At 61.9% G+C, this 22748-nt stretch carries 20 protein-coding genes; 11 read left to right on the top strand and 9 right to left on the bottom strand.

The genetic code is table 11. The features are described 5' to 3' along the window. Positions 1–48: 48 nt before the first annotated feature. From ACPJW8_RS08410 to ACPJW8_RS08380, 7 genes are all read right to left on the bottom strand, one after another. Positions 49–984, bottom strand: a complete 936-nt coding sequence (locus ACPJW8_RS08410) for a 5'-3' exonuclease (protein WP_330188722.1) — start codon at positions 982–984, stop codon at positions 49–51. Between the two features lie 37 nt (positions 985–1021). Further along, the gene (locus ACPJW8_RS08405) at positions 1022–3226 is read right to left on the bottom strand and encodes a bifunctional polysaccharide deacetylase/glycosyltransferase family 2 protein (protein WP_330188721.1); all 2205 of its coding nucleotides are present in this window, start codon (positions 3224–3226) and stop codon (positions 1022–1024) included. Beyond that, a complete protein-coding gene (locus tag ACPJW8_RS08400) occupies positions 3223–3771 on the bottom strand; it encodes a hypothetical protein (protein WP_330188720.1) in 549 nt (182 codons plus the stop codon). Before ACPJW8_RS08400 ends, ACPJW8_RS08405 begins: the two co-directional genes overlap by 4 nt. Before the next feature lie 208 nt (positions 3772–3979). After that, complete coding sequence (locus tag ACPJW8_RS08395; protein ID WP_330188719.1) at positions 3980–4444, bottom strand: phage tail protein; 465 nt, start codon at positions 4442–4444, stop codon at positions 3980–3982. A 113-nt stretch (positions 4445–4557) separates the two neighbouring features. Further along, complete coding sequence (locus tag ACPJW8_RS08390) at positions 4558–5397, bottom strand: NAD(P)-dependent oxidoreductase (RefSeq protein WP_330188718.1); 840 nt, start codon at positions 5395–5397, stop codon at positions 4558–4560. 465 nt (positions 5398–5862) lie between these two features. After that, positions 5863–6231 carry a type II toxin-antitoxin system death-on-curing family toxin gene (locus ACPJW8_RS08385; protein ID WP_174174749.1) on the bottom strand — a complete coding sequence of 123 codons (369 nt, stop codon included), beginning with the start codon at positions 6229–6231 and terminating at the stop codon, positions 5863–5865. Next, a complete protein-coding gene (locus tag ACPJW8_RS08380; RefSeq protein ID WP_330188717.1) occupies positions 6228–6434 on the bottom strand; it encodes a ribbon-helix-helix protein, CopG family in 207 nt (68 codons plus the stop codon). Before ACPJW8_RS08380 ends, ACPJW8_RS08385 begins: the two co-directional genes overlap by 4 nt. Positions 6435–7045: 611 nt before the next feature. On the opposite strand from ACPJW8_RS08380, the gene ACPJW8_RS08375 reads away from it, so the two are divergent. After that, positions 7046–7987 carry a PLP-dependent cysteine synthase family protein gene (locus tag ACPJW8_RS08375; protein ID WP_217432079.1) on the top strand — a complete coding sequence of 314 codons (942 nt, stop codon included), beginning with the start codon at positions 7046–7048 and terminating at the stop codon, positions 7985–7987. A 720-nt stretch (positions 7988–8707) separates the two neighbouring features. On the opposite strand, the gene ACPJW8_RS08370 is transcribed toward ACPJW8_RS08375, so the two are convergent. Then, positions 8708–9649 carry a LysR family transcriptional regulator gene (locus ACPJW8_RS08370; protein WP_330188716.1) on the bottom strand — a complete coding sequence of 314 codons (942 nt, stop codon included), beginning with the start codon at positions 9647–9649 and terminating at the stop codon, positions 8708–8710. A gap of 120 nt (positions 9650–9769) precedes the next feature. On the opposite strand from ACPJW8_RS08370, the gene ACPJW8_RS08365 reads away from it, so the two are divergent. The 5 genes from ACPJW8_RS08365 (at position 9770) to ACPJW8_RS08345 (ending at position 13898) form a co-directional block, all read left to right on the top strand. Beyond that, the gene (locus ACPJW8_RS08365) at positions 9770–10762 is read left to right on the top strand and encodes a DUF1852 domain-containing protein (RefSeq protein WP_141000441.1); all 993 of its coding nucleotides are present in this window, start codon (positions 9770–9772) and stop codon (positions 10760–10762) included. A 20-nt stretch (positions 10763–10782) separates the two neighbouring features. Next, positions 10783–11829, top strand: a complete 1047-nt coding sequence (locus ACPJW8_RS08360) for a methionine synthase (RefSeq protein WP_174174755.1) — start codon at positions 10783–10785, stop codon at positions 11827–11829. Positions 11830–11831: 2 nt separating this feature from the next. After that, positions 11832–12404 carry a flavin reductase family protein gene (locus ACPJW8_RS08355; RefSeq protein ID WP_330188715.1) on the top strand — a complete coding sequence of 191 codons (573 nt, stop codon included), beginning with the start codon at positions 11832–11834 and terminating at the stop codon, positions 12402–12404. A gap of 214 nt (positions 12405–12618) precedes the next feature. After that, the gene (locus ACPJW8_RS08350; protein WP_330188714.1) at positions 12619–13251 is read left to right on the top strand and encodes a YoaK family protein; all 633 of its coding nucleotides are present in this window, start codon (positions 12619–12621) and stop codon (positions 13249–13251) included. A 299-nt stretch (positions 13252–13550) separates the two neighbouring features. Further along, the gene (locus ACPJW8_RS08345) at positions 13551–13898 is read left to right on the top strand and encodes a hypothetical protein (RefSeq protein ID WP_174174760.1); all 348 of its coding nucleotides are present in this window, start codon (positions 13551–13553) and stop codon (positions 13896–13898) included. A 301-nt stretch (positions 13899–14199) separates the two neighbouring features. Here ACPJW8_RS08345 and ACPJW8_RS08340 read toward each other — a convergent pair whose 3' ends face one another. Beyond that, positions 14200–15339: a 3'-5' exonuclease gene (locus ACPJW8_RS08340; RefSeq protein ID WP_330188713.1), complete on the bottom strand. Its 1140-nt coding sequence runs from the start codon at positions 15337–15339 to the stop codon at positions 14200–14202. 688 nt (positions 15340–16027) lie between these two features. On the opposite strand from ACPJW8_RS08340, the gene ACPJW8_RS08335 reads away from it, so the two are divergent. From ACPJW8_RS08335 to ACPJW8_RS08315, 5 genes are all read left to right on the top strand, one after another. Next, positions 16028–17062: a DUF4192 domain-containing protein gene (locus ACPJW8_RS08335; RefSeq protein WP_330188712.1), complete on the top strand. Its 1035-nt coding sequence runs from the start codon at positions 16028–16030 to the stop codon at positions 17060–17062. 1310 nt (positions 17063–18372) lie between these two features. Beyond that, positions 18373–19947 (top strand): IS21 family transposase, encoded by a 1575-nt coding sequence (gene istA, locus ACPJW8_RS08330; RefSeq protein WP_425256442.1) that lies wholly within the window; start codon positions 18373–18375, stop codon positions 19945–19947. Further along, positions 19937–20416, top strand: coding sequence for an ATP-binding protein (locus ACPJW8_RS08325; RefSeq protein ID WP_425256441.1), 480 nt, complete (start codon positions 19937–19939; stop codon positions 20414–20416). Before istA ends, ACPJW8_RS08325 begins: the two co-directional genes overlap by 11 nt. After that, positions 20376–20729, top strand: a complete 354-nt coding sequence (locus ACPJW8_RS08320) for an ATP-binding protein (protein WP_425256440.1) — start codon at positions 20376–20378, stop codon at positions 20727–20729. The genes ACPJW8_RS08325 and ACPJW8_RS08320 overlap by 41 nt, the downstream gene beginning before the upstream one ends. Positions 20730–21830: 1101 nt before the next feature. Then, positions 21831–22424: a hypothetical protein gene (locus ACPJW8_RS08315; protein ID WP_330188711.1), complete on the top strand. Its 594-nt coding sequence runs from the start codon at positions 21831–21833 to the stop codon at positions 22422–22424. The last annotated feature ends 324 nt before the right edge of the window (positions 22425–22748 follow it).

The following is a 22748-nucleotide window of genomic DNA, read 5'->3' as shown; positions in this document are numbered from 1 at the left end:
ACCCACACTCCTTTTCATCAGCAGGCTGATTATTCGGATAGGACCAGCTTAGCGAGCTTCGAGGGCCTTGAGCAGCCTGTTCACCGAACCGACCAGATTCCATTCGATGCCCAGCCGCTCGAGTTCCGCCCGCGGCTCCGGCGCCACCGGATGGAGTTCGGCACCGGCCTCCTCAAGGGTGGGCAGGTCAAGGTTGCGGACGAGCTTGACGACGGCGGGAGCCACCTTGAGGTAATCCGCGGCGGCTGCCAGCTTGGACCTCTGCGACGGCGGCAGGCCGCTGCCCGGGTCCGCCACCGCCTCGAGGAGGAGGTCAAGCGTGCCGAAATTGGCCAGGAGCGCAGCGGCGGTCTTCTCGCCGATACCTGCCACTCCGGGCAGGCCGTCCGAGGCGTCCCCGCGGAGCGTTGCATAATCGGCGTACTGTTCCGGCAGGACCCGGTATTTTTCCACCACGACGGCGGCGCTCACCACCTCGAGGTTCCGCATGCCCCGCGCGGTATAGATCACCCGCACCTGTCGGTCATCATCCACCACCTGGAAAAGGTCCCGGTCCCCGGTCACCACATCCACGGGCATCCCGGCCTGGCTGGCGTAGGTGCCAATAACGTCGTCGGCCTCGTGTTCCGCGGCACCCACCACGGCGATTCCAGCCAGCTCCAGCACCCTGCGGATCATGGGCAGCTGCGCTTCCAGGGCATCCGGGACCACTTCCACGTCCGGGGCGCCAGAGACTTCCTCGTCCACGCGGTGCATCTTGTAGGTGGGCAGGAGGTCCACGCGCCATTGCGGCCGCCAGTCATCGTCCCAGCAGGCGATCAGGTGCGTGGCGCCGTAATCCACAGTGAGCCGGGCGATCATGTCCAGCAGGCCGCGGACGGCGTTGACGGGAGTGCCGTCCACGCGGCGGAGTGAATCCGGCAGGCCGTAGAAGGCGCGGAAGTACAGCGAGGCGGTGTCGAGCAGCATCAGGCGGTTGGACATAGTTGATCCTGCCACGACGCCGCGGGCCGGCAACAGCCTAAGCGCTGACTCCTGCCTTGGTTTCCGCGTTGGTTCCTGTTGGGGCGCCTGCCGCGGGCGGAACCTGGAGGCTGCCGTACCGCTCCATGCGGTGCCACCTCAGGTGCACGCCGGCCAGGGCCGTCACCACTGACTGGATCACCACCAGGTACATCAGCTGCCGGTAGACAAACTGCTGCAGCGGAAGCGTCCACAACGGCCCCAGGGGTTCCTTGTCCAGCCGGAAGGCGTACGCCGCCATCAGGAACTGCACCAGCAGGAAGACCAGCCAGAGTGCCGCAATCCGCAAGGGGTCCAGGAAGACCAGCCCGTAAATGGCAAACACATCCACCACCGGCGCGAACAACGGGATCAGCACCTGCAGGACCAGCAGGTAACCCAGGCCGCGGCGGCCCAGCTTGCCCGCCGGGCCCCTCTGCACCACGGCGCCGCGGTGCTTCCACATGGCCTGAAGCGTTCCGTAGCACCACCGGTACCGCTGGCGCCACAGCGAGCCAAGGCTTGCCGGAGCCTCGGTCCAGGCCAGCGCATCGTCCTGGTAAACCACCCGCCAGCCGTCACGGCACAGCGCCATGGTCAGGTCAGTATCCTCGGCCAGGGTGTCATCACTGACGCCGCCGATCCGCAGCAGGGCTTCCTTCCGGAAGGCGCCAATGGCACCCGGAACGGTGGGCATGCATTCGGCGATGTCGAAGAGCCGGCGGTCCAGGTTGAAGCCCACCACATATTCGATGTGCTGCCATGCGCCCAGGATGCCGCCGCGGTTGGCCACCTTGGTATTACCGGAGACGGCACCGACAGCCGGGTCCGCGAAGGGCTGGATCAGCGCGCGGACGGTCTGCGGCTCAAAGACGGTGTCGCCGTCGACCATCACCACGAGGTCATGTGAGGCTACGCGCAGGCCCGCATTTAGCGCGGAAGGCTTGCCGCCGTTCTCCTTGCGAAGCACCACAACGCCGGGCAGTCCCAGGCCTTCGGCGATGTCCGCAGTTCCGTCGGTGGAACCGTCATCCACCACGATGATCTCCACTGGATGCTCCGACGCCGCCAGGGACCTGACGGCGGCTTCGATTCCCGCGGCCTCGTTATATGCGGGAACAATAACGCTGACCGGCTCCGTGATGGGTGGCCGGACAGGGACGTTGACGCGGCGCCTGCCGCGGCTGGCTGCCTCGAGCCGCCGCGCGGCGCGCTTATGGCGGGCGGCGAAGGCCACTACCAGGACGGCACGGACCAGGGTCACCACGCCGGCGGCCACCAGGGCCCACGAGATGGCCGTGACCACGAAGTCGCTGAGCCGGACACCCCACACCAACGCAGTTCCGCTGACCTTCTCCCCCATGGTGGCGTCCCGCATGCTGCGGATCCCGACGGCGTCTCCGACCGAGGTGACACGGTAGCCCTGCCCGGCATACTGCGTCAGTGCAGCATCCAGTGCGGTGACCGTCTGCTCCCGGTCGCCGCCGCCGTCGTGCATCAGGACAATCTGCCCCTCCGGTCCCGAAGCGGCAATGTTGTCCTTGATGGCGGCGGCGCCGGGCCGCTCCCAGTCAGCACTGTCAAGAGTGCTGAGGACGCTCAGGAAGCCTTCGCCTGCAGATGCCTGCATGGCACGCCAGGTGCCGTTGGCAACCTCGGAGTTATCAAAGCTGAACGGCGGCCGCAGCAGGGACGCAGCCTGTCCGGTAACGCCAACGATCGCATCCTGGCCGCCCTGCACCTCCAGCTGCCGCCGCCAGTCCGGGATGGAGCCAAGATCCACGTGGGTGAGGGTATGCACGCCGACTTCATGGCCTTCGTCCACTATCTGCCGGAGCACGTCGGGGTGGTCGATCGCGGCCGAGCCAACGACGAAGAAGGTGGCGTGTACGTGGTGCTTACGGAGCACCTCGAGGATCCGGGGCGTCCACTCCGGGTCCGGACCGTCGTCGAACGTCAGGGCGATGGTCTTGTCAGCCGGGGTTGCTGTGCGGACGGCTCCGTCGCGGGCGTCAATCACGGGGCCACCGTGCACGACGTCGGCAGGAACCTTGTCCGCATTGATGCCGGCGGGTGCTGAATCGTTGCCAATGCCGGCGAGCTGATGGACGTACCCCTGCACCGCCAGGGCCAGGCCCAGGGCCATCAGGACCGCGAGGAAGATGACCCAATGGGCCCTAACGCCGGCCGGGGAATCGCGCTTCTTCAGGCGGACGGCCTTCACGGGCGGGCGGGTGCTGATGGAATGACCGACTTGCCGGGAGCCTCGGCGCTCTTCCCGGGGGCAGTCCCGTCAGCTGCACCCGCCTGGCCGCCTGCCTGGTCTGCAGCGGGCGGAGCCGCGGACGGCGCGGGCTGTGGCTCCACGGGGAGGACAGCTGCGGCATCCTCTACGGGTGTTGCAGCATCAAGGGTTCCAGGCTGGGACTGCGGCGCCGGAGCCTGGGCCTGGGCTCCGGTTTCAGCGGCCAGGCCGGCGGCAGCGTTGCTGTTGGAGGGCTGGTGCGTCTGCGCGGGCGAAGGCTTAGCCGGCGTTGGCTGGATTTCCGCGGCTGCCGGAACGGCCGGGAGGGGCAGGAACGGAGCCGCAGTGTTGGACCCGCCCATCAGCGCCACGAGCAGGAGGGCGGCATACCCGGCAACCAGAACGAAGGCGCCCAGGCCCAGAAGCTTGAGGCGTCCCAGTCGCCGGCCGGAGGGGTCAACAAAAACCGGCCCGCCTTGTTGGACGGACCGGGACTGGGTTGTCAAGTCATCTATAGCTGCCATCAGCCGTCCATGGTAGGCCACCGCTGCCCCTGGTAACAAAACGATTACAGGGGTGGAGTGCTCTTTCCGGATTGGCCCTTGACGCTGTGCCGCCAGTGATGGCTCTGAAACGCTCGACGCCGGCGCTGCTGTACCGCTGGGCTATCTCGCCTTCACACCGGGTACAGCCAGCGGGTTCGGCCTGCTGCTGGGGAGGCGTCAGGCCGGCTCAGTACTCGCCCTTGATGACGAAGTAGGAGCCACGGATGGTGCCCGCCAGCTTGGATTTCTGGCGGGCAAACTTGAAGCGGAGCTCCAGTTCTTCAGGGATCTCCATACCGTCCGAGAGTTTGAAGCCCACAGCCCGCTTGCCGCCCTCCTCGATGCTGTACATCACGTTGATGGACAGCCCCGACTCGTAGAAGACGTAATCCATGCGCAGTCCGTCAACAACAAACGTGGACGCTTCAAGCGGGCGGGAAGCGATCACAATCTCCCGCTCTTCCTTCAGTATCCGGCTGACCCGGTCGATCACCTCCGGAAGCTCATCCGCAGGGCTCACGGTGAAGGCGTGGTTGTACTTGTTGCTGTAGTAGCGGCTCTCGTTGGCGCGCAACCCGGCCAGGGCATCTGCAACCGGGGACGATTCCAGGCCCTCCGTGGAGACGTTCTTGAAGTCAACGACGTGCGGCATGGGCCCTCCTGGGATTGGGGTGGTGGATCAACGATAACCGAGGCCGCTATTGCCGGGCGTGCGGTACGCGTAACGCTCCCCCGGTTCCCGGCCTGGGTTGCCCTGCTGGTGTCCTAGGCGCGCCAGCTGTACTCGGGTTCGAAGCCAAGCAGGCGCCGGGCCTTGTCGATGGACAGCATGGTCTCGTGCTCGCCCAGGTCCTTGGTGATCTTGACGCTGGGGAACACCTCAGCGGCGAGGCTGGCGCTGGACCGGCTCATGACGGTGTCCGCGTTGGCGATAATGTATGCCTCGAAACCGGGCCGGCCGTGCTCCAGTGCCCGGGCCACGGCCTGGGCACCGTCCCGGCCGTCGATGTAGCCCCAGAGGTTCCATTTCCGCAGGTTCGCGTCTGCGTCGAAGGACGGGAACTTTGCATAGTCTGCCTCGTCCATCACGTTGGAGAACCTCAGGCCGGAAATGCTCAGTTCCGGGTCCCAGCGTGTCAGTTCCACAGCCATCTGCTCCTCGAGGTGTTTCACCAGGGAGTAAGTGCTTTCGGGCCGTGCCGGGTACTCCTCGTCCACGGGGATGTAGGGCGGGTCGACGTCGAACGGCAGCCCCAGCACCGTCTCACTGGAGGCGTAGACCACCTTCTTGATCCCGGCCCGGCGGGCCGCCTGGAACACGTTGTAGGTGGAGATCATGTTGTTCTCGAACGTCGCAGCGTCCGGCAGGAGTCCCGGGGCGGGAATCGCGCCCAGGTGAACCACGGCGTCGAATCCCGCGTGCCGGTCATCCACGCCCAGCAGGACGTCCAGGACCTGGCCGTAGTTGCGCAGATCCACCACCACCAGACCGGGGTTCCGGTCCCCCGCCCGGTCCAGGTTCAGCACCTGGTGGCCGTCATCCACCAACCGCCGGACAACATGGCGCCCCAGTTTTCCGCTTCCACCCGTTACTGCAATTCTCACAATCGCTCCTCGCCTTATCCATCAACTCGACAACCCTCGGCCACGGCCGCAGCAGCCGCTCCATCGACGATACGCACATCGCGTGACAATGGCCGCACGTTTTCTTGTCCCTGTTATTCCTAGGACGCGGAGTCCTACCCCTGGAGTCCGGAAAGTTGAGTGATTAGCGGAAGGGAATGAGCGTTTGGCGGTGGCAGGGAGCCAGGCTGGGAGCGAGCGTCAGCTGATTGACCGCCTTCTTGCCCTGCATCGTTGGTGAAAAACCGGCCGGGATTAAAGCAAAAAACCCCTCCGACGAGGGGTCATGCTGTGGCCGAGGTGGGACTCGAACTACATTCCAGGCCTTGCAAACACGGGGAACCCGCGAGAACATGCGGAATTCGGAGCAGTCCGACCGACCTACAACCCAGTCCGAAGCCCAAAGTGTGGACAATGTCCATACCCCCTTTCGGGGGCGCTGGAGGACTACCGGGGCACCAGATGCCTGGAAATCTCGGCGGCAGCATTCGGCAGGTCGATAGTGCCCGCGGCGACTCCGACGACGAGGTCGAAGCCTTCATCCGTGGTGAAGTCATGCCGGTAACCGTTGATCCACAGCAGCAGCCCCATGAGCGTCCAAGCCGTCCGTTTGTTGCCGTCAACGAGTGGACGGAACCGGGCGACCGACTCCAACAAGGCTGCCGCCTTCACCACGAGCTCCGGATAGGCTTCCGCGCCCAGGACAGTCGTAGCCGGCCTGACCAATGCTGAGGCCAACAACCCGACATCACGGATATGGAAGCCGTACCGATCAACTACCTGAAGGGCATCCTCAATGTCCAGGTACGCTGTCACGCGTCTTCAAGGCGCTTCAGCAGATCAGCGTCATGACCCATGACAAAATCAAGACCTGCGCTGATTTCACGCCGGCGCGCGTGGCGCTGCAGAACCAACTCTGCCCCCTGCAACAGAAGCGCGGACTTGGACGTATGTTCCTCAGCAGCCAACTTCTCCAGCCGCCGATCGAGGTCTTCAGGGACACGGAGATTCATAGCCATGCCTTCATGGTACCAAACCGGTACCCGCCCTTCACTGGGCTGCACGCCTCGCTAATTGGACCAGACTCACCCGAGCAGGATCGCGGTGTCTTGGAAAGCTCTGTTCTTTTCAAGCTGTCCGTCCAGCATCACACGCCCGCTGTCGAGGGTTTCAAGGCCGGCGACGGCCGTAAGGAATCTCAATAGGGATTGTCAAGGACAATCATCGTTTCCAGCAGTGCTGCGCGGCACCCAAGGTGCCCCTAAAGCTATCCGTGGCTGGGGTCAATTCGGATTATCCATGGCTGATTCTTTTGGGAGCCGTTTGGAGAGCTCCCTCGGCAGCGGTAGCGGTGGATAACTCACGAGGATTTGTCCCCGGCTGTGAGTAGCGGAGGCATTCCGAAGAGCATTGGCAATACAGGATGAATCCGGCAGCGCTAGGGGTGTAAGTCTGATCTCGATGGGGTGTTTCCATAGATCTCTTCGCCGGGTCGCTGCGGTTGAAAATGCGCTCGCTCTCATCGTTCAGAGCGCATGGTCGCGGTGCCTTCCGTGTTCTGTTGTAGTGGGCTTACCAGGGTGCCACGATATCTTCTATCAGCCGCCACACGAGCAGAGGGTCTTCGGAGATGAACGATTCAATGGGTGCGTTCGCGGGAATTGGGAACACGCCCCTCGTGGAGCTGCGGAGGGTGGCGCCGGCCAACGGTGCCCGGATTTTCGTCAAGTTGGAGTGGGCCAACCCGACAGGGAGTATGAAAGACCGGATGGCACGCACGGCGGTCGAAGGCGCCGTGCGCGACGGTCGCCTTATCCCGGGAGGAACTGTCGTCGAATACACCGCTGGCACGACCGGCATTTCGCTTGCGTTTGCTTGCGCTGTGCTTGGTTTCGGCCTCCACGTCGTCTTCTCCGACGCGTTCAGTGACGAAAAACGCCGGACGATGCTTGCCTTTGGCGCCACCGTCGAGGATGTTCCAAGTGACAATGGCGCAATCACCGAAACGCTGATCAAGCGGATGATCGCCCGGGCCGCTGAAGTATCGAAACAACCGGGCATGTGGTGGTGTGACCAGTTGAATAACCATGACGCGGTCACCGGGTATCTGCCTCTGGGGGAAGAAATCTGGACACAGACAAAAGGCCGGATCGACGCGTTCGTGCACACGGTCGGAACCGCTCACTCCATTCACGGGGTCACGCGCTCGCTCCGAGCGCACAATCCAGACATCAGCGTCTTTGCAGTCGAACCGGCCGAATCCGCTGTCCTGTCCGGTCAACCGACCGGCCCCAACCGGATCGAAGGCATCGGTATCGGTTTTGTTCCCCCGCTGTGGGAACCGGATGCCGTCGACGGCATCCTCACCGTATCCGCCGACGAGGCAATGGATATGGCGCGGCGCCTGGCCCGGCAAGAGGGGCTCTTTGCCGGCACTTCCTCAGGGGCGAATGTTGTCGCCGCTCTTCGGACCGCGGAACGAATGGGCCCCGGATCAACAATCGTCACCATCCTCTGCGACTCCGGACTCCGTTACCTCTCCACCGAGCTCTACCGATCTGGAACAATCTAGCCCCCAAACCAGCCGGGCGCCCGCAATTCCAACGGCCAGGAAGCTTGGCGGAGGGATCGTTGCCTGCTCGGCAGGCGCAGGCCTATACTCCGGTCAGGCCGGCAGCTTACCGGTTCGGACGATGACTAAGGAGATCACGGTGGCGCCTAGATTCGGAGTGCTTGCATGGGATCGAAGCCATAGAACGAACGGAACACCACCCACCGGCCGTTCTCCCAGCCCTGCCGGCCCTGCCCGAACACCACGGCGGTGACCGCGCTGGTGAGATTGTCGTAGCGGATGTGTTTGGTACGTCCCAGTCAGTCTTTTAGTGTTTGCGCAGTTGAACAAACGCAGTCATAACTCGGCCGTTACATCTCATCAGAGCGTGATAACTGCCACCGTAGTTTTGTGAGGCCTGCGGGGGAAGGTTCAGCGAAGCCGCAAACTGATCAACTTTGGTGACCAGAGAATCGCGCCAACATCAGTTTGCGGCTCAACGGCCTCCACAGGTGGCGGCCAGTACGGCACCGCGGCCTTACAAGCCCTGCGTGATGTCCCCGGGCTGGATCGTCACCACCTGGAACAGGCCGGTTTCCTAGCTGACGTCCGCCCCGGCCATGCCAACGACGGCGACGGCGACGGCGACGGCGACGGGCATGTGCGATACCAGCAACCCGCTCGGCTGCAACAAACACGTCCAATCACCCAAGGGGTAAAGAATTGCCCGCTCAACTGCGGTCAGCCGAGTAGCGCTACGCCGAATTCAGCGACGACGGCCCGCAGTTCCCCGAGGTAGCGCTGCGCTTGGTCGGTGAGCGGAATCGCGGCGTGGCCGATCCAGCCGATTTCGATGCGTTCGTCAACGTCGAGCGGGATGGCGACGATCTCCGGGTCGAGCTGCCCACTGATGATTCCCGTCGAAATCGTGTAGCCGTGGAGCCCGATCATGAGGTTGAAGATCGTCGCACGGTCAGAGACCCGGATCTCCTGCTTACTGGACAAGGTGGAGAGGATCTCCTCGGCGAAGTAAAAAGAGTTGTTCGCACCTTGATCGAAGGTCAGCCGCGGCAAGCCGGCAAGATCTTCTAGAGTCGCTCGCTCTTTTGAGGCGAGCGGGTTGTTCCGTGAAATGAAGATGTGCGGATCGGCGAGGAACAGCGGAGAGAACGCGAGCCCGGATTCGCGGAGCAGCTTGTCGATGATCTTCCGGTTGAAATCGTTCCGGTAGAGGATGCCTATCTCGCTGCGGAGCGTCCGGACATCCTCGATGATGTCCCAGGTGCGGGACTCACGCAGCGAGAACTCGTATTCGGCCACCTCAGTGGCCTTGACCATCCGGACGAAGGCGTCCACCGCGAACGAGTAGTGCTGCGTTGACACCCCAAGCAGACGTCGCCGCGGTGGCCTACCAAGGTAACGCTGCTCGAGGAGAGCGAACTGCTCGACGACCTGCCTCGCATAGCCGAGGAACTCTGCCCCGTCGGCTGTGAGGGTGACGCCGCGGGCGGAGCGAACCAGGAGCGCACGGCCCACCCGGGACTCAAGGTCCTTCATCGCTGCGGACATTGTGGGCTGCGCTACGTAAAGAAGGTCGGCAGCCGCTGAGATTGTCCCCTCAGCTGCAACTTCTATGAAGTAGCGCAGCTGCTGCAGGGTCAATCCTCTGGAAAGCTGTGGCATAGGAAAATTCTATATGAATGCATAATGACCACTAGTTACTTGATACCCCTCGGAAGGTTGCAGCATGGATACATCCCCTTCGGAAAGGCCGTCTCCGGCCCATCAACGGATTGGCAGCACATGGCAGACGACTTCACCTTCAGCATTACCATGACCCGCTTCGACGAGGACTACTCCCCGTCGGAAGGCTCCCGGATCACGACGAATTTCGCCAACCTGGCACGGGGCGAGCACCGCCAGGAGAACCTCCGCAACGCCTTGACCATGATACGGCGCCGTTTCAACGATCTCGCAGACTGGGACAACCCGGACCGGGACCGCTACGCGCTCGAGCTTGAGATCGTTTCCGTGCAGATACAGTTCACCGCGGACGGAACGGATCAGCAGTTCCCGCTGTTCGAGGTTCTCGATATCCAGATCGTCGACCTGCTGAACGGGGTCCGCCACCAAGGAATCGTCGGCAACAACTTCTCCTCCTACGTCCGAGACTTCGACTTCAGCGTCGTACTGCCGGCGGCAGCCGGGTACTCAGGCAAGCCCACGGTGCCCGACGACTTCGGCGATCTTCACGGCAAGCTGTTCCAGCACTTCCTCGATTCCCCGGTAGGCCGGGAACGCTTCCCGCAGCCGCCAGTGGTCTGCATCAGCGTCTCCACAAGCAAGACGTACCGGCGAACCGGGAACCGTCACCCGGTCCTGGGCGTCGAGTACCAGCAGGACGAGTTCTCGCTGACGGACGCGTACTTCGCAAAGATGGGACTGCGGGTGCGCTACTTCATGCCACGCGGCAGCGTTGCGCCGCTCGCCTTCTATTTCCGGGGCGACCTGCTCAATGACTACTCCAACCTGCAGCTCATCGGCACCATCAGCACCATGGAGACGTTCCAGAAGATCTACCGCCCGGAGATCTACAACGCGAACTCCGCCGCCGCCGCCGTCTACCAGCCGAGCCTGGGCGAGCAGGACTACTCGCGGACCCAGATCGCTTACGACCGCGTCGAGCGCGGTCAGCTCGCGATCACGCAGGCGAAGTACACGGAGGAGCACTTCATCACGCCCCACAAGGATCTGTTGGACCAGTGGACGGCCAACTACCCTGCCCTCGTCAACTGACCCACGGAGAATCGTTAATCATGAACACACTTTTGCCCACCACCGTTGTCGGTAGCCTGCCGAAACCATCGTGGCTCGCACAGCCGGAGACTCTTTGGTCCCCGTGGAAGCTGGAGGGAGATGCGCTGCTCGAGGGCAAACAGGATGCGCTGCGCATCGCCATCCACGAGCAGAGCCTGCGCGGCATCGACATCGTCAGCGACGGCGAGCAAACCCGCCAGCACTTCGTCACGACCTTCATCGAGAATCTCAGCGGGGTCGACTTTGAACAACGCAAGACCGTGCGCATCCGCGACCGCTACGACGCGAGCGTACCGACCGTCGTCGGACCAGTGAGCCGTGAGCGGCCGGTATTCGTCGACGACGCAAAATTCCTTCGCGCAACCACTGACCGGCCGATCAAATGGACTCTTCCCGGTCCAATGACGATGGTGGACACGCTCTACGATGACCACTACAAGAGCCGCGAGAAGCTGGCCTGGGAGTTCGCCACGATCCTGAACCAGGAGGCGAAAGAACTCGAGGCGGCCGGCGTTGACATCATCCAGTTCGACGAGCCCGCGTTCAATGTCTTCCTCGATGAGGTCAAGGATTGGGGAGTGGCTGCGCTTGAGAGAGCCGCAGAAGGACTGCGCGCTGAGACCGCCGTGCATATCTGCTACGGCTATGGGATCAAGGCGAACAATGACTGGAAGGCGACGCTCGGCCCACAGTGGCGGCAGTACGAGGAAACGTTCCCGCTGCTGCAAAGCTCCAGCATCGACATCATCTCGCTGGAATCCCAGAACTCCCAAGTGCCCATGGACCTCATCGAGCTCCTCCGCGGCAAGAAAGTCATGCTCGGGGCAATCGACGTCGCAAGTGAGACCATCGAGACCCCGGAGGAGGTCGCCAACACCCTCCGCATGGCCCTCCAGTTCGTCGATGCGGACAAGCTCATCCCCAGCTCCAACTGTGGCATGGCACCGTTCCCCCGGGACGTCGCACTGGCCAAGCTGAGTGCTCTCAGCGCAGGGACGAACATCATTCGCGAGGAACTGGCCCGCTCCGCCCCCAGCGTGTCCTAGCGATGTTTCACGCCTACCCCGCAGACACTTGGCTCGAAGCTCCGAAGCAAAGCTTCCCGTCCTCCCTCCCGGCTGACGAATTCAAGGCACTGTTCCGTGGGCACCCGGGAGGTGTCGCCGTCATCACGGCCGATGCCGGCGAAGGACCGGTGGCACTGACGGTATCGTCGGTCGTGTCAGTGAGTGCGGAACCTCCATTGCTGATTTTCTCGGTCTCGGCACTGTCCTCTGCGTCCGAAGTGCTTTCGCGCGCCGATACCGTCGTCGTGCACCTGCTGGACGCGCACGACGTCGACTTGGCGAAGTTTGGAGCGACCCCTGGAGCCGACCGGTTTGACCAGACGCACCGCTGGTCGCCCCTTGCAACCGGCGAAGCAGTGTATGAGGATGTCCGCGCCTGGGTGCGCTGCGCCGTCATCAATCGCATGGAGGTGGGGACCTCCACAATCATCGCCGTTCACGCCTTGGAGTCCCGCGTGATGCGTGACGTCCAGGCGGGCGAACCCGGCAACGCACTGGTCTACCACAACCGTTCTTGGCACCGTCTGGGCGAGCATTCCAAGCTTGAAGGCTGAGCGCCCTAGCCGCCGGCGCAGATCCCCGGAGCGACGGCATCGCCGTAGTTGCCAGCCGGTCCGCCTAAAACCACCCATAAGCATGTCGGGGGGTCATAGAGACCATCCCTCACGATGAAAGATCCCTTAAACCATGACATCAGCCGTAGCCAGCCCAGGTACCAAAACCGCCTCTACCCTGCAAGAAAATGCGTCTCCGGAAAAGTTCCGACTGATGCTCATGATGGCCCTCACGCTCGTTACAGGTGTCGTTGACGCGGTCGGCTACCTTGCCCTTGACCGCGTCTTCACCGGAAACATGACCGGCAACGTGGTGATTCTTGCGATGGCGTTGGCCGGGGCGCCGAACCTGCCAGCTTTGGGCCCACTGGTAGCACTTGGTGCCTTTCTCCTCGGCGCGGCGGTTGCCGGATTTACGCTCCAGTCAAGCCCGAAAGGCTGGAACCGCCGGGTCACACTCCTCCTCACAGCGGGTTGTATCGCGTTGACGGGAACCGCCGCCGTCTCCCTCATCGTAGAAGACGTCGGCCGGCAGTCCATTGGTGTCATTGTTGCCGCCGTTATCGCCATGCACATGGGCTCCCAGGCCCTGATTGCGCGGCATTTGGGCGTACGAGACATGACCACCGTGGTCATTACTTCCACCATGACTTCCCTCGCCGGGGAGTCACTTGTGGGCAAGCAACGGCCCCGGTTATTCAACCGACGGCTGGGCGCTGTCCTCGCTATGTTCGCCGGGGCCGCCATCGGAGCGATCCTGCTCCAGACACATTTCAGCGTCCCGATCGGCCTCGGCATCGCCATCACCGCCGCGGTGACCGTCCTGGGAAGTCGCCGCTGGCATTGATGCGGTACATCCCGCCAGCTACACCGCACCAGATCGCGGACGATCGGGGAATCGATCACAGCTTCCCCGCCATGTATCCAGGCGGCCTGGCGCCGAACGCTCGTTGTCAAAAGCGCTGTTCCTCGGTCAGGTCCCCTTCTGATACGACGCATCCAAAGCGGCCTCGTGGACCGGAGCAAAACCGGACTCAACACCGAAGCCGGGCGGTCTTGGGTGCTGGCGAATCTACATCAATTCCGGTGAACTCATGCCTTAGTCCCTGCTGCCGCCGGAACGTGAGCTGTGCCTGGAATTCGGCATTGGCCGCTAACACCCGGGAACCGAAAAGTGGGCTGCTGCGCTTTGAATTCGTTCGACTCTGTCAAGCTACCCACGTCACCAGTAGCACGATTACGGGCTACCTCGCCGTCGATGAATTGACAGGGGAAACCTCGCTTCTTCAACAGGCCGTCGACCGCTTTCCAGTGGTGAACCTGCTGGACCTTGGCATGGCGACAGCCATGGCCTGCTGGATCATTGAAAGCCTCCGAGAGGAACCTAACCGTCTCTTCGAGGTTCAACGTATTGCAGACGAGGCCAATATCCCCTCGACACTTGCCGAGGACTATGAGACTGCCAGGAAAACGAAGCCTAAACCAAAACCATAACTGCCGAATGGTGTTGGCGCTTTGCCTTGGGGCGAGGACGGCACGGCAGAACTGTCATGCAAAACGCGACCGGTTGGACACCCGCTTATACGACTCATGCAGAGTCACGTCAAGGTTTGTCAACACTCGAAAGCTAAAAAGCCACTGACCTGCGGAAACACTGTGCCCGAGGTGGGACTCGAACTGCATTCGAGGCCTTGCAAATATTGGGAACTCCCGAAAACGTGCGGAATTCGAAGCAGTTCGACGGCTCTAAAGCCCGATCCAACGCTGAGAGTGTGGACAATGTCCACAGGCCTTATCAGTTCAGTTCAGGGCACTTCGAACGGTAGTGGCCAGGTGTCCGGCAGTGTCCACATTGTCGGGGCTTCGCCGCCTGTGTTGCTGAATCTGCTTCCTGTCCTACGGGAACATCGGTTTGCGTCACGGTCGCCTGTAGATCGTCGAAATAGCCGGGGGCGGCCAGAGCATCTGCTGCGCGCTTAAGCTCGGTGAGCTCGCCAGCTGTAAACATTTGGTCTGCGAACGCGGCTTCGCGCATCATCTCCAAGAACAGTTCATTGAGGCCGCGAACCTGTTCGGCCCCCATGCCGCCCCTACCAGCGACTTTGGCCAGGGCTTTAGCCTCATCGCCGACAATCTTGCCGTCCTCCAGGGCAACGGCAAGCGCTTCAAGATATTCTGCGGCCGAGGCGTCACTGACATCGCCTGCACTGATGGGGAGGCGCGACATCAAGGAGTGCATCCAACCGTCGGCGCCCTTTCTCAATGAAGCGGCCCGAGTCATCGGGTTTACTGCACCCAAGCGGTAAGGATCAAAAAGACCACGCGCCGGATCATGCCCGAACCCAATGGTTGGCTCATACCTGTCAAGCATTAAGGGAAGCAACGCCGCTGTCGCCCTAACGTCGCCAAGGGCAGAGTGAGCATCAACCAGGGGTATTCCTGCATGCTGGGCGAGAGTGCCCAGCTTGTGATTCGGGGTATCGAAGGTTTGCTGCCCCAGCCATAGAGAACACAGGGCTGGCAGCGGCGGTGTTGTCACCCCGGCGCGAGCCAACTCGGCCGCGATGAATCGTTCTTCGAAGACTGCATTGTGCGCAACGATGACTGCGCCGTCCAGACGCGCTAAAACATCCGCTAAAACATCAGAAAATAGCGGGGCGTTCCGCACAGCTTCGTTGCTGATTCCATGAACAAAAACGGCACCTGTATCGCGTCCTTCCGGATTCAGAAGTGTCGCATATTCGTCTTCGATGCGCCCGTTCTTATCTACGCGGGCAATTGCCAATTCAATGATGCGATCACCTTTGCCAGGTGAAAACCCCGTTGTTTCGACATCGATAATGGCAAAGGAACCGTCATGTATGTAGCCTTTTCCTGCTGAGGGCCCGCCGTAGCTGAAGAGCTCACCTACGCGGCCAGGCTGAGCAAAACGCATGGACGTATTCTGCGCAGGGGCCGGTTCTTGGACCGGGCGGGGCCGCGTATATATCGGCGCATTATGCACCTCAGCCTTCGGAGCTTGGGCCTGTGAGGAGGATAAAACTTTCGGCGTCTGCCGCTTCTTTCTGCGTGCTATCCACCAGAAAACGACAGCTACAAACAACAGACCAAATAGAGCTTCCATGACATTCCTTCTTCGCGGCAGAAGCCCGATATTATCACCGCCGTTCCCGTGGAAATGTGACCTAGAGCTTTGTATGTCCAGGTTTCCTAAGATCAGGGTTTCGTTCCCCTTGCTTGGTCAGCACCGCTGCCTAGACACGTTGGCCGAGATACGCAGGCGACAGGATGAAGGGTCCTGCAATCGCCGAAAGTCATGCGGCTTGATTCGTTGACTTCGATGAACAAGTAAAAGCATCACCTCTGCTTGTCATTCTGATACGCCCATGATCGCTGGGCGGGTCCTCCGCGCAACCAGGGCGCTACCGCGCCGACCCCGGAACCGAAAACTTCTGCATTGAAAGACCAACGCATTGGTCCCGGACGAAGTTTTCGCCCCGGCGCCGGTTCCCCAAGTTGCACTCCGGCCCCTGAACCCAGCGGATGGTCCCCTACCAGAACGACGCCCAAAACCAACAACCGCAGAAAAAACAGCAAAACGAGGGTGAAGGGAAACAATGATCATGGAAAAGCTCACGATCACAACACCATCAGATGTCCTCAGCTTCATCGGCCACACCCTGGGCTTCTGGCCCCAGGAAAGCCTGGTCTGCATCACCCTGAACGAGAACAGTATCGGCGCTACCCTGCGCATCGACCTGCCCCGCCAACACGGCCAGGAACTCCCCTACGCCCGCACCGTAGCCCACTACCTCACCAGCGACACCACCGCGACGTCCATCCTCTTCGCCGTCTACACCAGCGAAACCACCCGCCCCGGACAGGCCAAACCGCATGCCGGCACCATCGCCGCGCTCACCGGGGTCCTTGCCGAACGGGGCATCACCATCCGGGACGGGCTCTTCGTCGGCGACGAAACCTTTTCCCCCTACGATGGCGAACCCGGCACAACCATCGCGCTGCCCGTCAATTCCACCCAGACCAGCGCGATCAACGCCGAATTCATCTACCGCGGCAGCTTCGTCGAACCCACCGACCGGATCAACCTCCCAACAACCAAACAGGAAGCAGCCAAAGCGGCCGCCGTCGAACACCACATGGACACCATCGCCTCCCAACCAACGGATGCCGCGCTCCAGTCAGCCCGGAAACTCTGGGCAGACATGCTCAACTCAAAAACCTTCCCGAACGACGACGACTGCCACGCCCTGGTCGCGAACCTGCAGTTCCCGGCCATCCGCGACCGGCTCATCGCTGACATCCCCGGCATGGACGAACCCATGCAGCAGATCCTGTTCGCCCAAACCCAAACCGCCCCGAAGTGGTCACGCATCGAATGGGCACAACAACTCCTCCTGCACGCCTACACACGCACAAGCCCCGAACACGCAGCACCAGTCCTCACAGCTATTGGCTACATCAACTGGTGGGAAGGCAGAGGCAGCAAAGCCCACCAATTCCTCCAACTAGCCCTCGACACCGACCCCGCCTACCGCCTCGCCCGCCTCAGCGACCAAATGATCGGCTCCGGCATCGTCGCCGGATGGAACATGAACAAAAGCACCGCTTACAAGACACTGCCCTTTGACCTGACGTGAGCCCAGTACTCGACGGGGTAAAGTTCTCCACTTCAAATTGGTCAGCGGTTCCGGAGCTTCTTCGCTGCTACTCATGTCTCTGGGAAGCCTGCGGTAGCCTAATCCAAGCCGGGTCCCGCCATGTTGGAGCACAGCACACCAGGTTGACGGAAGGTCCGTTATCGGCGCTCGATCCGAAGGTCCGTCAGACTAGAACAACGCGCATCAGCTCCATGATTTTTCAGTTTCGGCCATCGCAATTCTTCGATCCGCATACCCCCTTTGTGCGCCCCTTTGTGCGCCGCATCCTTCAAGGCTTGGAAGCTTGCAGAGGGCCTTGATCTGTTCGGTCGAAAGTTTAGCCGGAGTACCAGTCTTCGACGTCAACCTGAAAGTCAGGTACGTCGGAGGATCCAACCTAGTGCCTCCAAGTCTTCGCGAACTTTGCTTCGAATCCAGCGTTATCACGGGCGAAAAATCAATGCGTGATTTGATCAGTATTGAAGAGTGGCCCGAGATCGAATACCACATGCGTGATTTCACGTGGGAACTGGAATTTACGGATCTCCACGGCAAGCGATGGCGACGACTACCCAAGGGTATGCCGTTACTCCTGCAATAACCGTTGCGGCGCAAACCGGCGTGGACTCGGCAGTCTTTTCCGGGCGTCGTCCGGGAAGCGGGCGGCCTCCGATTCCGGCATAAAGGCTGAGTTTCCACCAGTCGCAATCAGGGCATCTCCGACGGAGAAGAACAGAGTGCTCTGCGGCTTTACAGAATCTCCATTATCGGCTCTTTTGAATAAGGCGGGGGAGTGCCTGCAAAAGGGGCTGTTTCCTGCCGTAACTCACGGCGTTGTACCCAAACTGCGTACGTCGGAACGGCTCAGCCACCGTCTTGTCGTCAGGTCGCTTGACAGCGCCCGGCTGGTGAGCCACCGGGCGCTGTAAGGGGGCCTCTAGCCCCTGTGCGGAGGGAAATCGCGAAGCACCCCGCACCTAAATATTACAACCTCACGATGTGGCAGAGGTAGTGATCTTGCCGAGATCAGCACCGGCCCGGTGCTCGCCTACGACGTAGTAGGCGACATGTGTAAGCGGCAACTTTAAACTGACCGGGTACGGAAAATCTGATTGACCGTTCGCGGCAGTGGTTTTGACCGGCGGCGGCAAGGATTTTTGGACAGCAGCAGGCCACGGTGTGTGGCTTGGCGTGCTGGGATTCCCTTGTCCATCCCTCGTGTCGTTGCGGGGAGAGCCCCTTCCTTCCGCGGTGAAATGGCGATGCCAATCGTCTGTATTTCACCCGTTGTGGGAAGAAAGGGGCTCGTTGTGAAGTCTCCAGGAGAGTTCATGGAAATTTTAGCTGCTTACGATTTGACCCGGTCGTACCGGGATGCCGCGAAGATCTGCGGCGTTTCGCACAACACGGTCCGCTCGTATGTGAAGGCCCGCCAGGAAGGCGCGCAGGCGCCGGTGGCCCGGCAACGCGGCCGGATGACCGACCCGTTCCTGCCGCAGATGGCCTCCTGGGTCGAGCAGTCCCGCGGGAAGATCCGCGGCGACGTGGTGCATGAGAAGCTCCGGGCTTTGGGGTTCACCGGGTGCGAGCGGACGACCAGGACCACGCTTGCTGAGTTGAAGGCGAAATACCGGGCCCGGAACGTGCGCGTGCACCGGCCCTGGACTCCTGAGCCGGGTCTGTGGCTTCAGTATGACTACGGCGACGGGCCCGTCGTTGACGGGGTGAAGACGGTGCTGTTCGTGGCCTGGCTGGCGTTCTCCCGGTTCCGGATCGTGATCGCTTTGCGGGATAAGACCATGCCGAGCGTGTTCGCCGCCCTCGACCGGACGTTCCGCCTGATCGGCGGGGTCCCGACCTACGTATTGACCGATAACGAGAAGACCGTCACGGTTGAGCACGTCGCCGGGATCCCGGTCCGGAACCACCAGATCGTGGCCTTTACCAAGCACTACTCAACCTCGCTGCAGACCTGCCTGCCGGCCGACCCGGCCTCGAAGGGCGGAGTGGAGAACGCGGTCAAGATCGCCAAAGCCGACCTCGTCCCGAAGGAGACCAATCTGCTGCCCGAGTACCGGTCCTTCGCCGAGCTGGAGGCTGCGTGTGAGGCGTTCATGGAAGAGGTAAATTCGAGGGTGCACCGGGCCACGCTGGAGATCCCCAAGGACATGCTCCGGGTTCTCGAAGGACCAAGGTTGCACCCGGTCCCGGCGACACCGGTGACGGCGAGTTTCGGCCACACCCGCCAGGTCCCGCCGAACACGCCCATGATCACCTTTCAGCAGTCCCGCTCCCGCTACTCCGTCCCGCACACCCTGATGGGTCAGATGGTATGGGTGCGCGGGACCGAAACCGAGGTCGTCATCGTCCACGTCGGGAACGCCGGCCCCGTCGAGGTCGCCCGGCACAAACTCACCCGCCCCGGCACCCCCGCGATCATCGACGCCCACTTCCCGCCGGCCCCTTCCGGGGCCCTGGAACGGGTGATCCGCCCGACCAACAAGGCCGAGGAAGAGTTCCTCGCTCTCGGCGCCGGCGCAGCGCTCTGGCTCAAGGAAGCAGCCGCCGCCGGCACCGGAAAGATCCGGCACAAAATGGAACGCGCCGTCACCCTGGCCAAGGTCCTCGGCGCCGACGAGGTCGACAAGGGCCTGGGAGCGGCAGCGGTGCATCAGCGCTTCACCCACGAGGACCTGCTCTCCATCGTCAACACCGGCAACGCCACAAGCCACACAACCAGCATCATCCACACCGTCACCGACCAAGGCCAATGGCTGAGCCAGGGCACCGGCTCCTGGGCCAACTTCGGCACGACACCCACCACCGCGCCGACCACCGGCCCCGCCGTTGACGGCGATCTTGAAGGAGCCATCGATGAGCGCTAAAACCATGACCCGGCCCCTGGCCGATACGGCGGTAGAGAACGTGATCGCGCTGATGCGCACGACCCGGATGCCGCACGCCCGCGCGGTGGTCGCCGACGTCCTGGCCACCGCGAAAGCCCAACGCTGGGACCCCACCGAAGTCGTCCGCGTCCTGCTCGAAGCCGAAGCCACCGGCCGGAACCGGTCGATGCTGGCCACCCGGCGCAAACGCGCAGGATTCCCCACCGGGAAGACCTTCGATGTCTGGGACGAGGCCCTCTCCACCCTCCCGGCCGCGACAACGTCGTTTCTGCGGACCCTGGAATGGGTGCGGCGCCGGGAGAACCTGATTGCCTGCGGGCCCTCCGGCACAGGTAAGACCCTGCTCCTGGAAGCCCTCGGCCAGCAGGCCATCGATCAGGGCATGCATGTCCGTGTCCTGGCTCAGCATGGAAGACCTCGGCGCGCTCGTGCGACGGCACCGGATTGATGACAGCGTCAACAAAGCCATCACCCGCGCCACCAACGTGGATTTGATTTGTATCGACGATATAGGCCTGTTGCCGGTCTCCGCCGACGCGGCCGAGGGCTTCTACCGGGTCGTGGAAGCCTCCTACGAGAAACGGTCCCTGGCGATCAGCTCGAACATCCACCCCTCCGGGTTCGATGAGCTCATGCCCAAAACCATTGCCACCGCGACCGTGGACCGGCTTCTCCATCACGCCCACCTCTGCCAAACCAGCGGCGAGTCCGTCCGGCTTATGCAAGCCCAAAACGGGAAAGGAACCCGACCCATGAGCTAACCCAAACCCCCGGTCAGGCGCCCCGAAACCCGGCACGCCCGGGGCACCTGACCCTGTCCAAAAATACTTGCCGCGACCGGTCACTCACCTGCCACCAGCGGGCAAACCAACCTGCCGCCACCGGTCATTTCTAAGTTGCCGTTGACAGACATGGCCGCAGTGGAACATACCTCAACCTCAGTCAATGGCGAACATCGAAGCTACGTGCTCAGGGCCACCCTAATATATCGGCGCGAAAGCGGTGCATGGAAGGTCGCGCACCGGCACGGAGACACGGTAACCAGCTGACGGGCAGGCCAACAGCGACCGGTAGACGTTTGCCAGTTCCTCCCGTCCTCCCGTCGCTGGCGGCGCTGCCCGTACTGGCGGGCCTGCGGTGCGCGCCGCGCTCAGCCTTCTCATCGCACCCCGGGCACCTACGGGTGCTACCCCTTATCCGGCGCGAAGCAACATGTCCTGCCCGTCACCGTTTCAGCGACGCATCCCGCCCGGCGTCGTGGATCTGCCAGCCTTCAGCTGGCGTGTAGGCCGCGAGAACGAAACCCTCACCGAAGGCCGGACTTGAGCCGGGGGAATGTCTCAAGACAGCCGAGGTACACCTCAAGCCCCGCAAGGCATCCCTAGCCCTGGTAAGGGCTTCGCCAAGGCTGACGCACTGGATATGGAACCGGCCAGCAGCCTGCCCGCTGGTGTATTCCAGGAAGTACCCCATGCGCCGAAGCATGACACACCATCAGGGCCAGGTACAGGGGCTTAGGTCACGAGGATGTCCGCAGCCAGGGATGTTTTGATGACGCCTGGTGAAATCTGCCGTTGTCCACATTTGGGCTTTGCTGCCTGAAGACCGAGCGCCCGCTTGGCGTTGCGTGGCTGCGTAGCCACCAGCGGCACGATGCGCCGCCGACGTGGATAGTTATCAGGATCACGCTGATCCCGAACAGCACGTGATGAAGCGGGATCAGTTGCGGCCCGAAGCTTGCCCATTCCCTCGGAAGCGTCGGGTCCCGGTTTTCCACCACGTCCATTCATGTCGAGCGTTTCGATAGCTGCGGCGAAAATACGTATGGACCACCGCATCCCTTAGGTCATAACCTTCCACTCATGAGCTACCGGGTGTCTTCACTCCTGAACGTGGGTCCTGTAGGCGGGCGTTATGTCTTTCTCCTTGTCGAATGGAATGACTTCGCCCACGGAGTCAAGGAAGAGTTGCACCGTCAAGCGGACGCTTTCGGACAGGCCATGCATGCACACGGCGTATTTGTAAGAGCATTTGAACGTTCAACGGACGCCGTAATTAAACAAGTGATGGACAAGCAGTGGCCGGGCCAAATCACCGAGAGGTTCATGATGGACCAGGAACCCATCATCCTGATTTTCGATCAGGATTGGGAGGATTTCGATCCTGGCCAGCATCCCTATGGCATCATCTGGGTTTCTGATTTCCAAGATGACCCGACTGCTGTCCGCCCCTTGCTTACGGAGCTAGCAATGAGGACTGCCAGAGGGGACGATGTAATCGCATATCTCCATGAGGTCGCCGAGAAGGAACAGCGCAAAAACGTCCTTGACGGTGTGGAGCGCGGTGCAGGGTTGCTTGCCCGCTTCGCCAGTTACGTAGAAATAAAACCAGAGATCTTTGGCGTGGCTGTGGACCTAAAAGCCATCCTGCGGGACATGGCTGAAAGAAAGACATAGCGTAGAGCCGGCAGTTGCCCGCGGGGGATCATCATGTCGGCAGAATCTCCAATATCGGCCCTTTAACAGGCAGGGGGCTTCGGAAAGGGCTGTTTCTCTGCCCATCACTCACGGCCTTTCCCTAGAGACTCCGTTAACTCAAAACCGTTCAGCCAGCGTCCGGTTCACGGAGGATGTCCGGAAGGCGGGGCTATGAGGGCGTGTCACCCGCATAGTCCCGGGCGACCGCCACACCATCGCGGAAATCTCGCTCAGTGTTGTCCTTGAATTTGGCTCCCATCGGTCGCGTTGTCGGCTTCGAATCAGAACTGTCACTGATACCGC

Origin of the sequence: Pseudarthrobacter sp. J47 (genome assembly GCF_049810315.1) — a bacterium.
In the GTDB taxonomy this organism is placed as follows: domain Bacteria; phylum Actinomycetota; class Actinomycetes; order Actinomycetales; family Micrococcaceae; genus Arthrobacter.
Note: the sequence above shows the minus strand (reverse complement) of the source record. Positions and strands in the feature narration are given on the sequence as shown.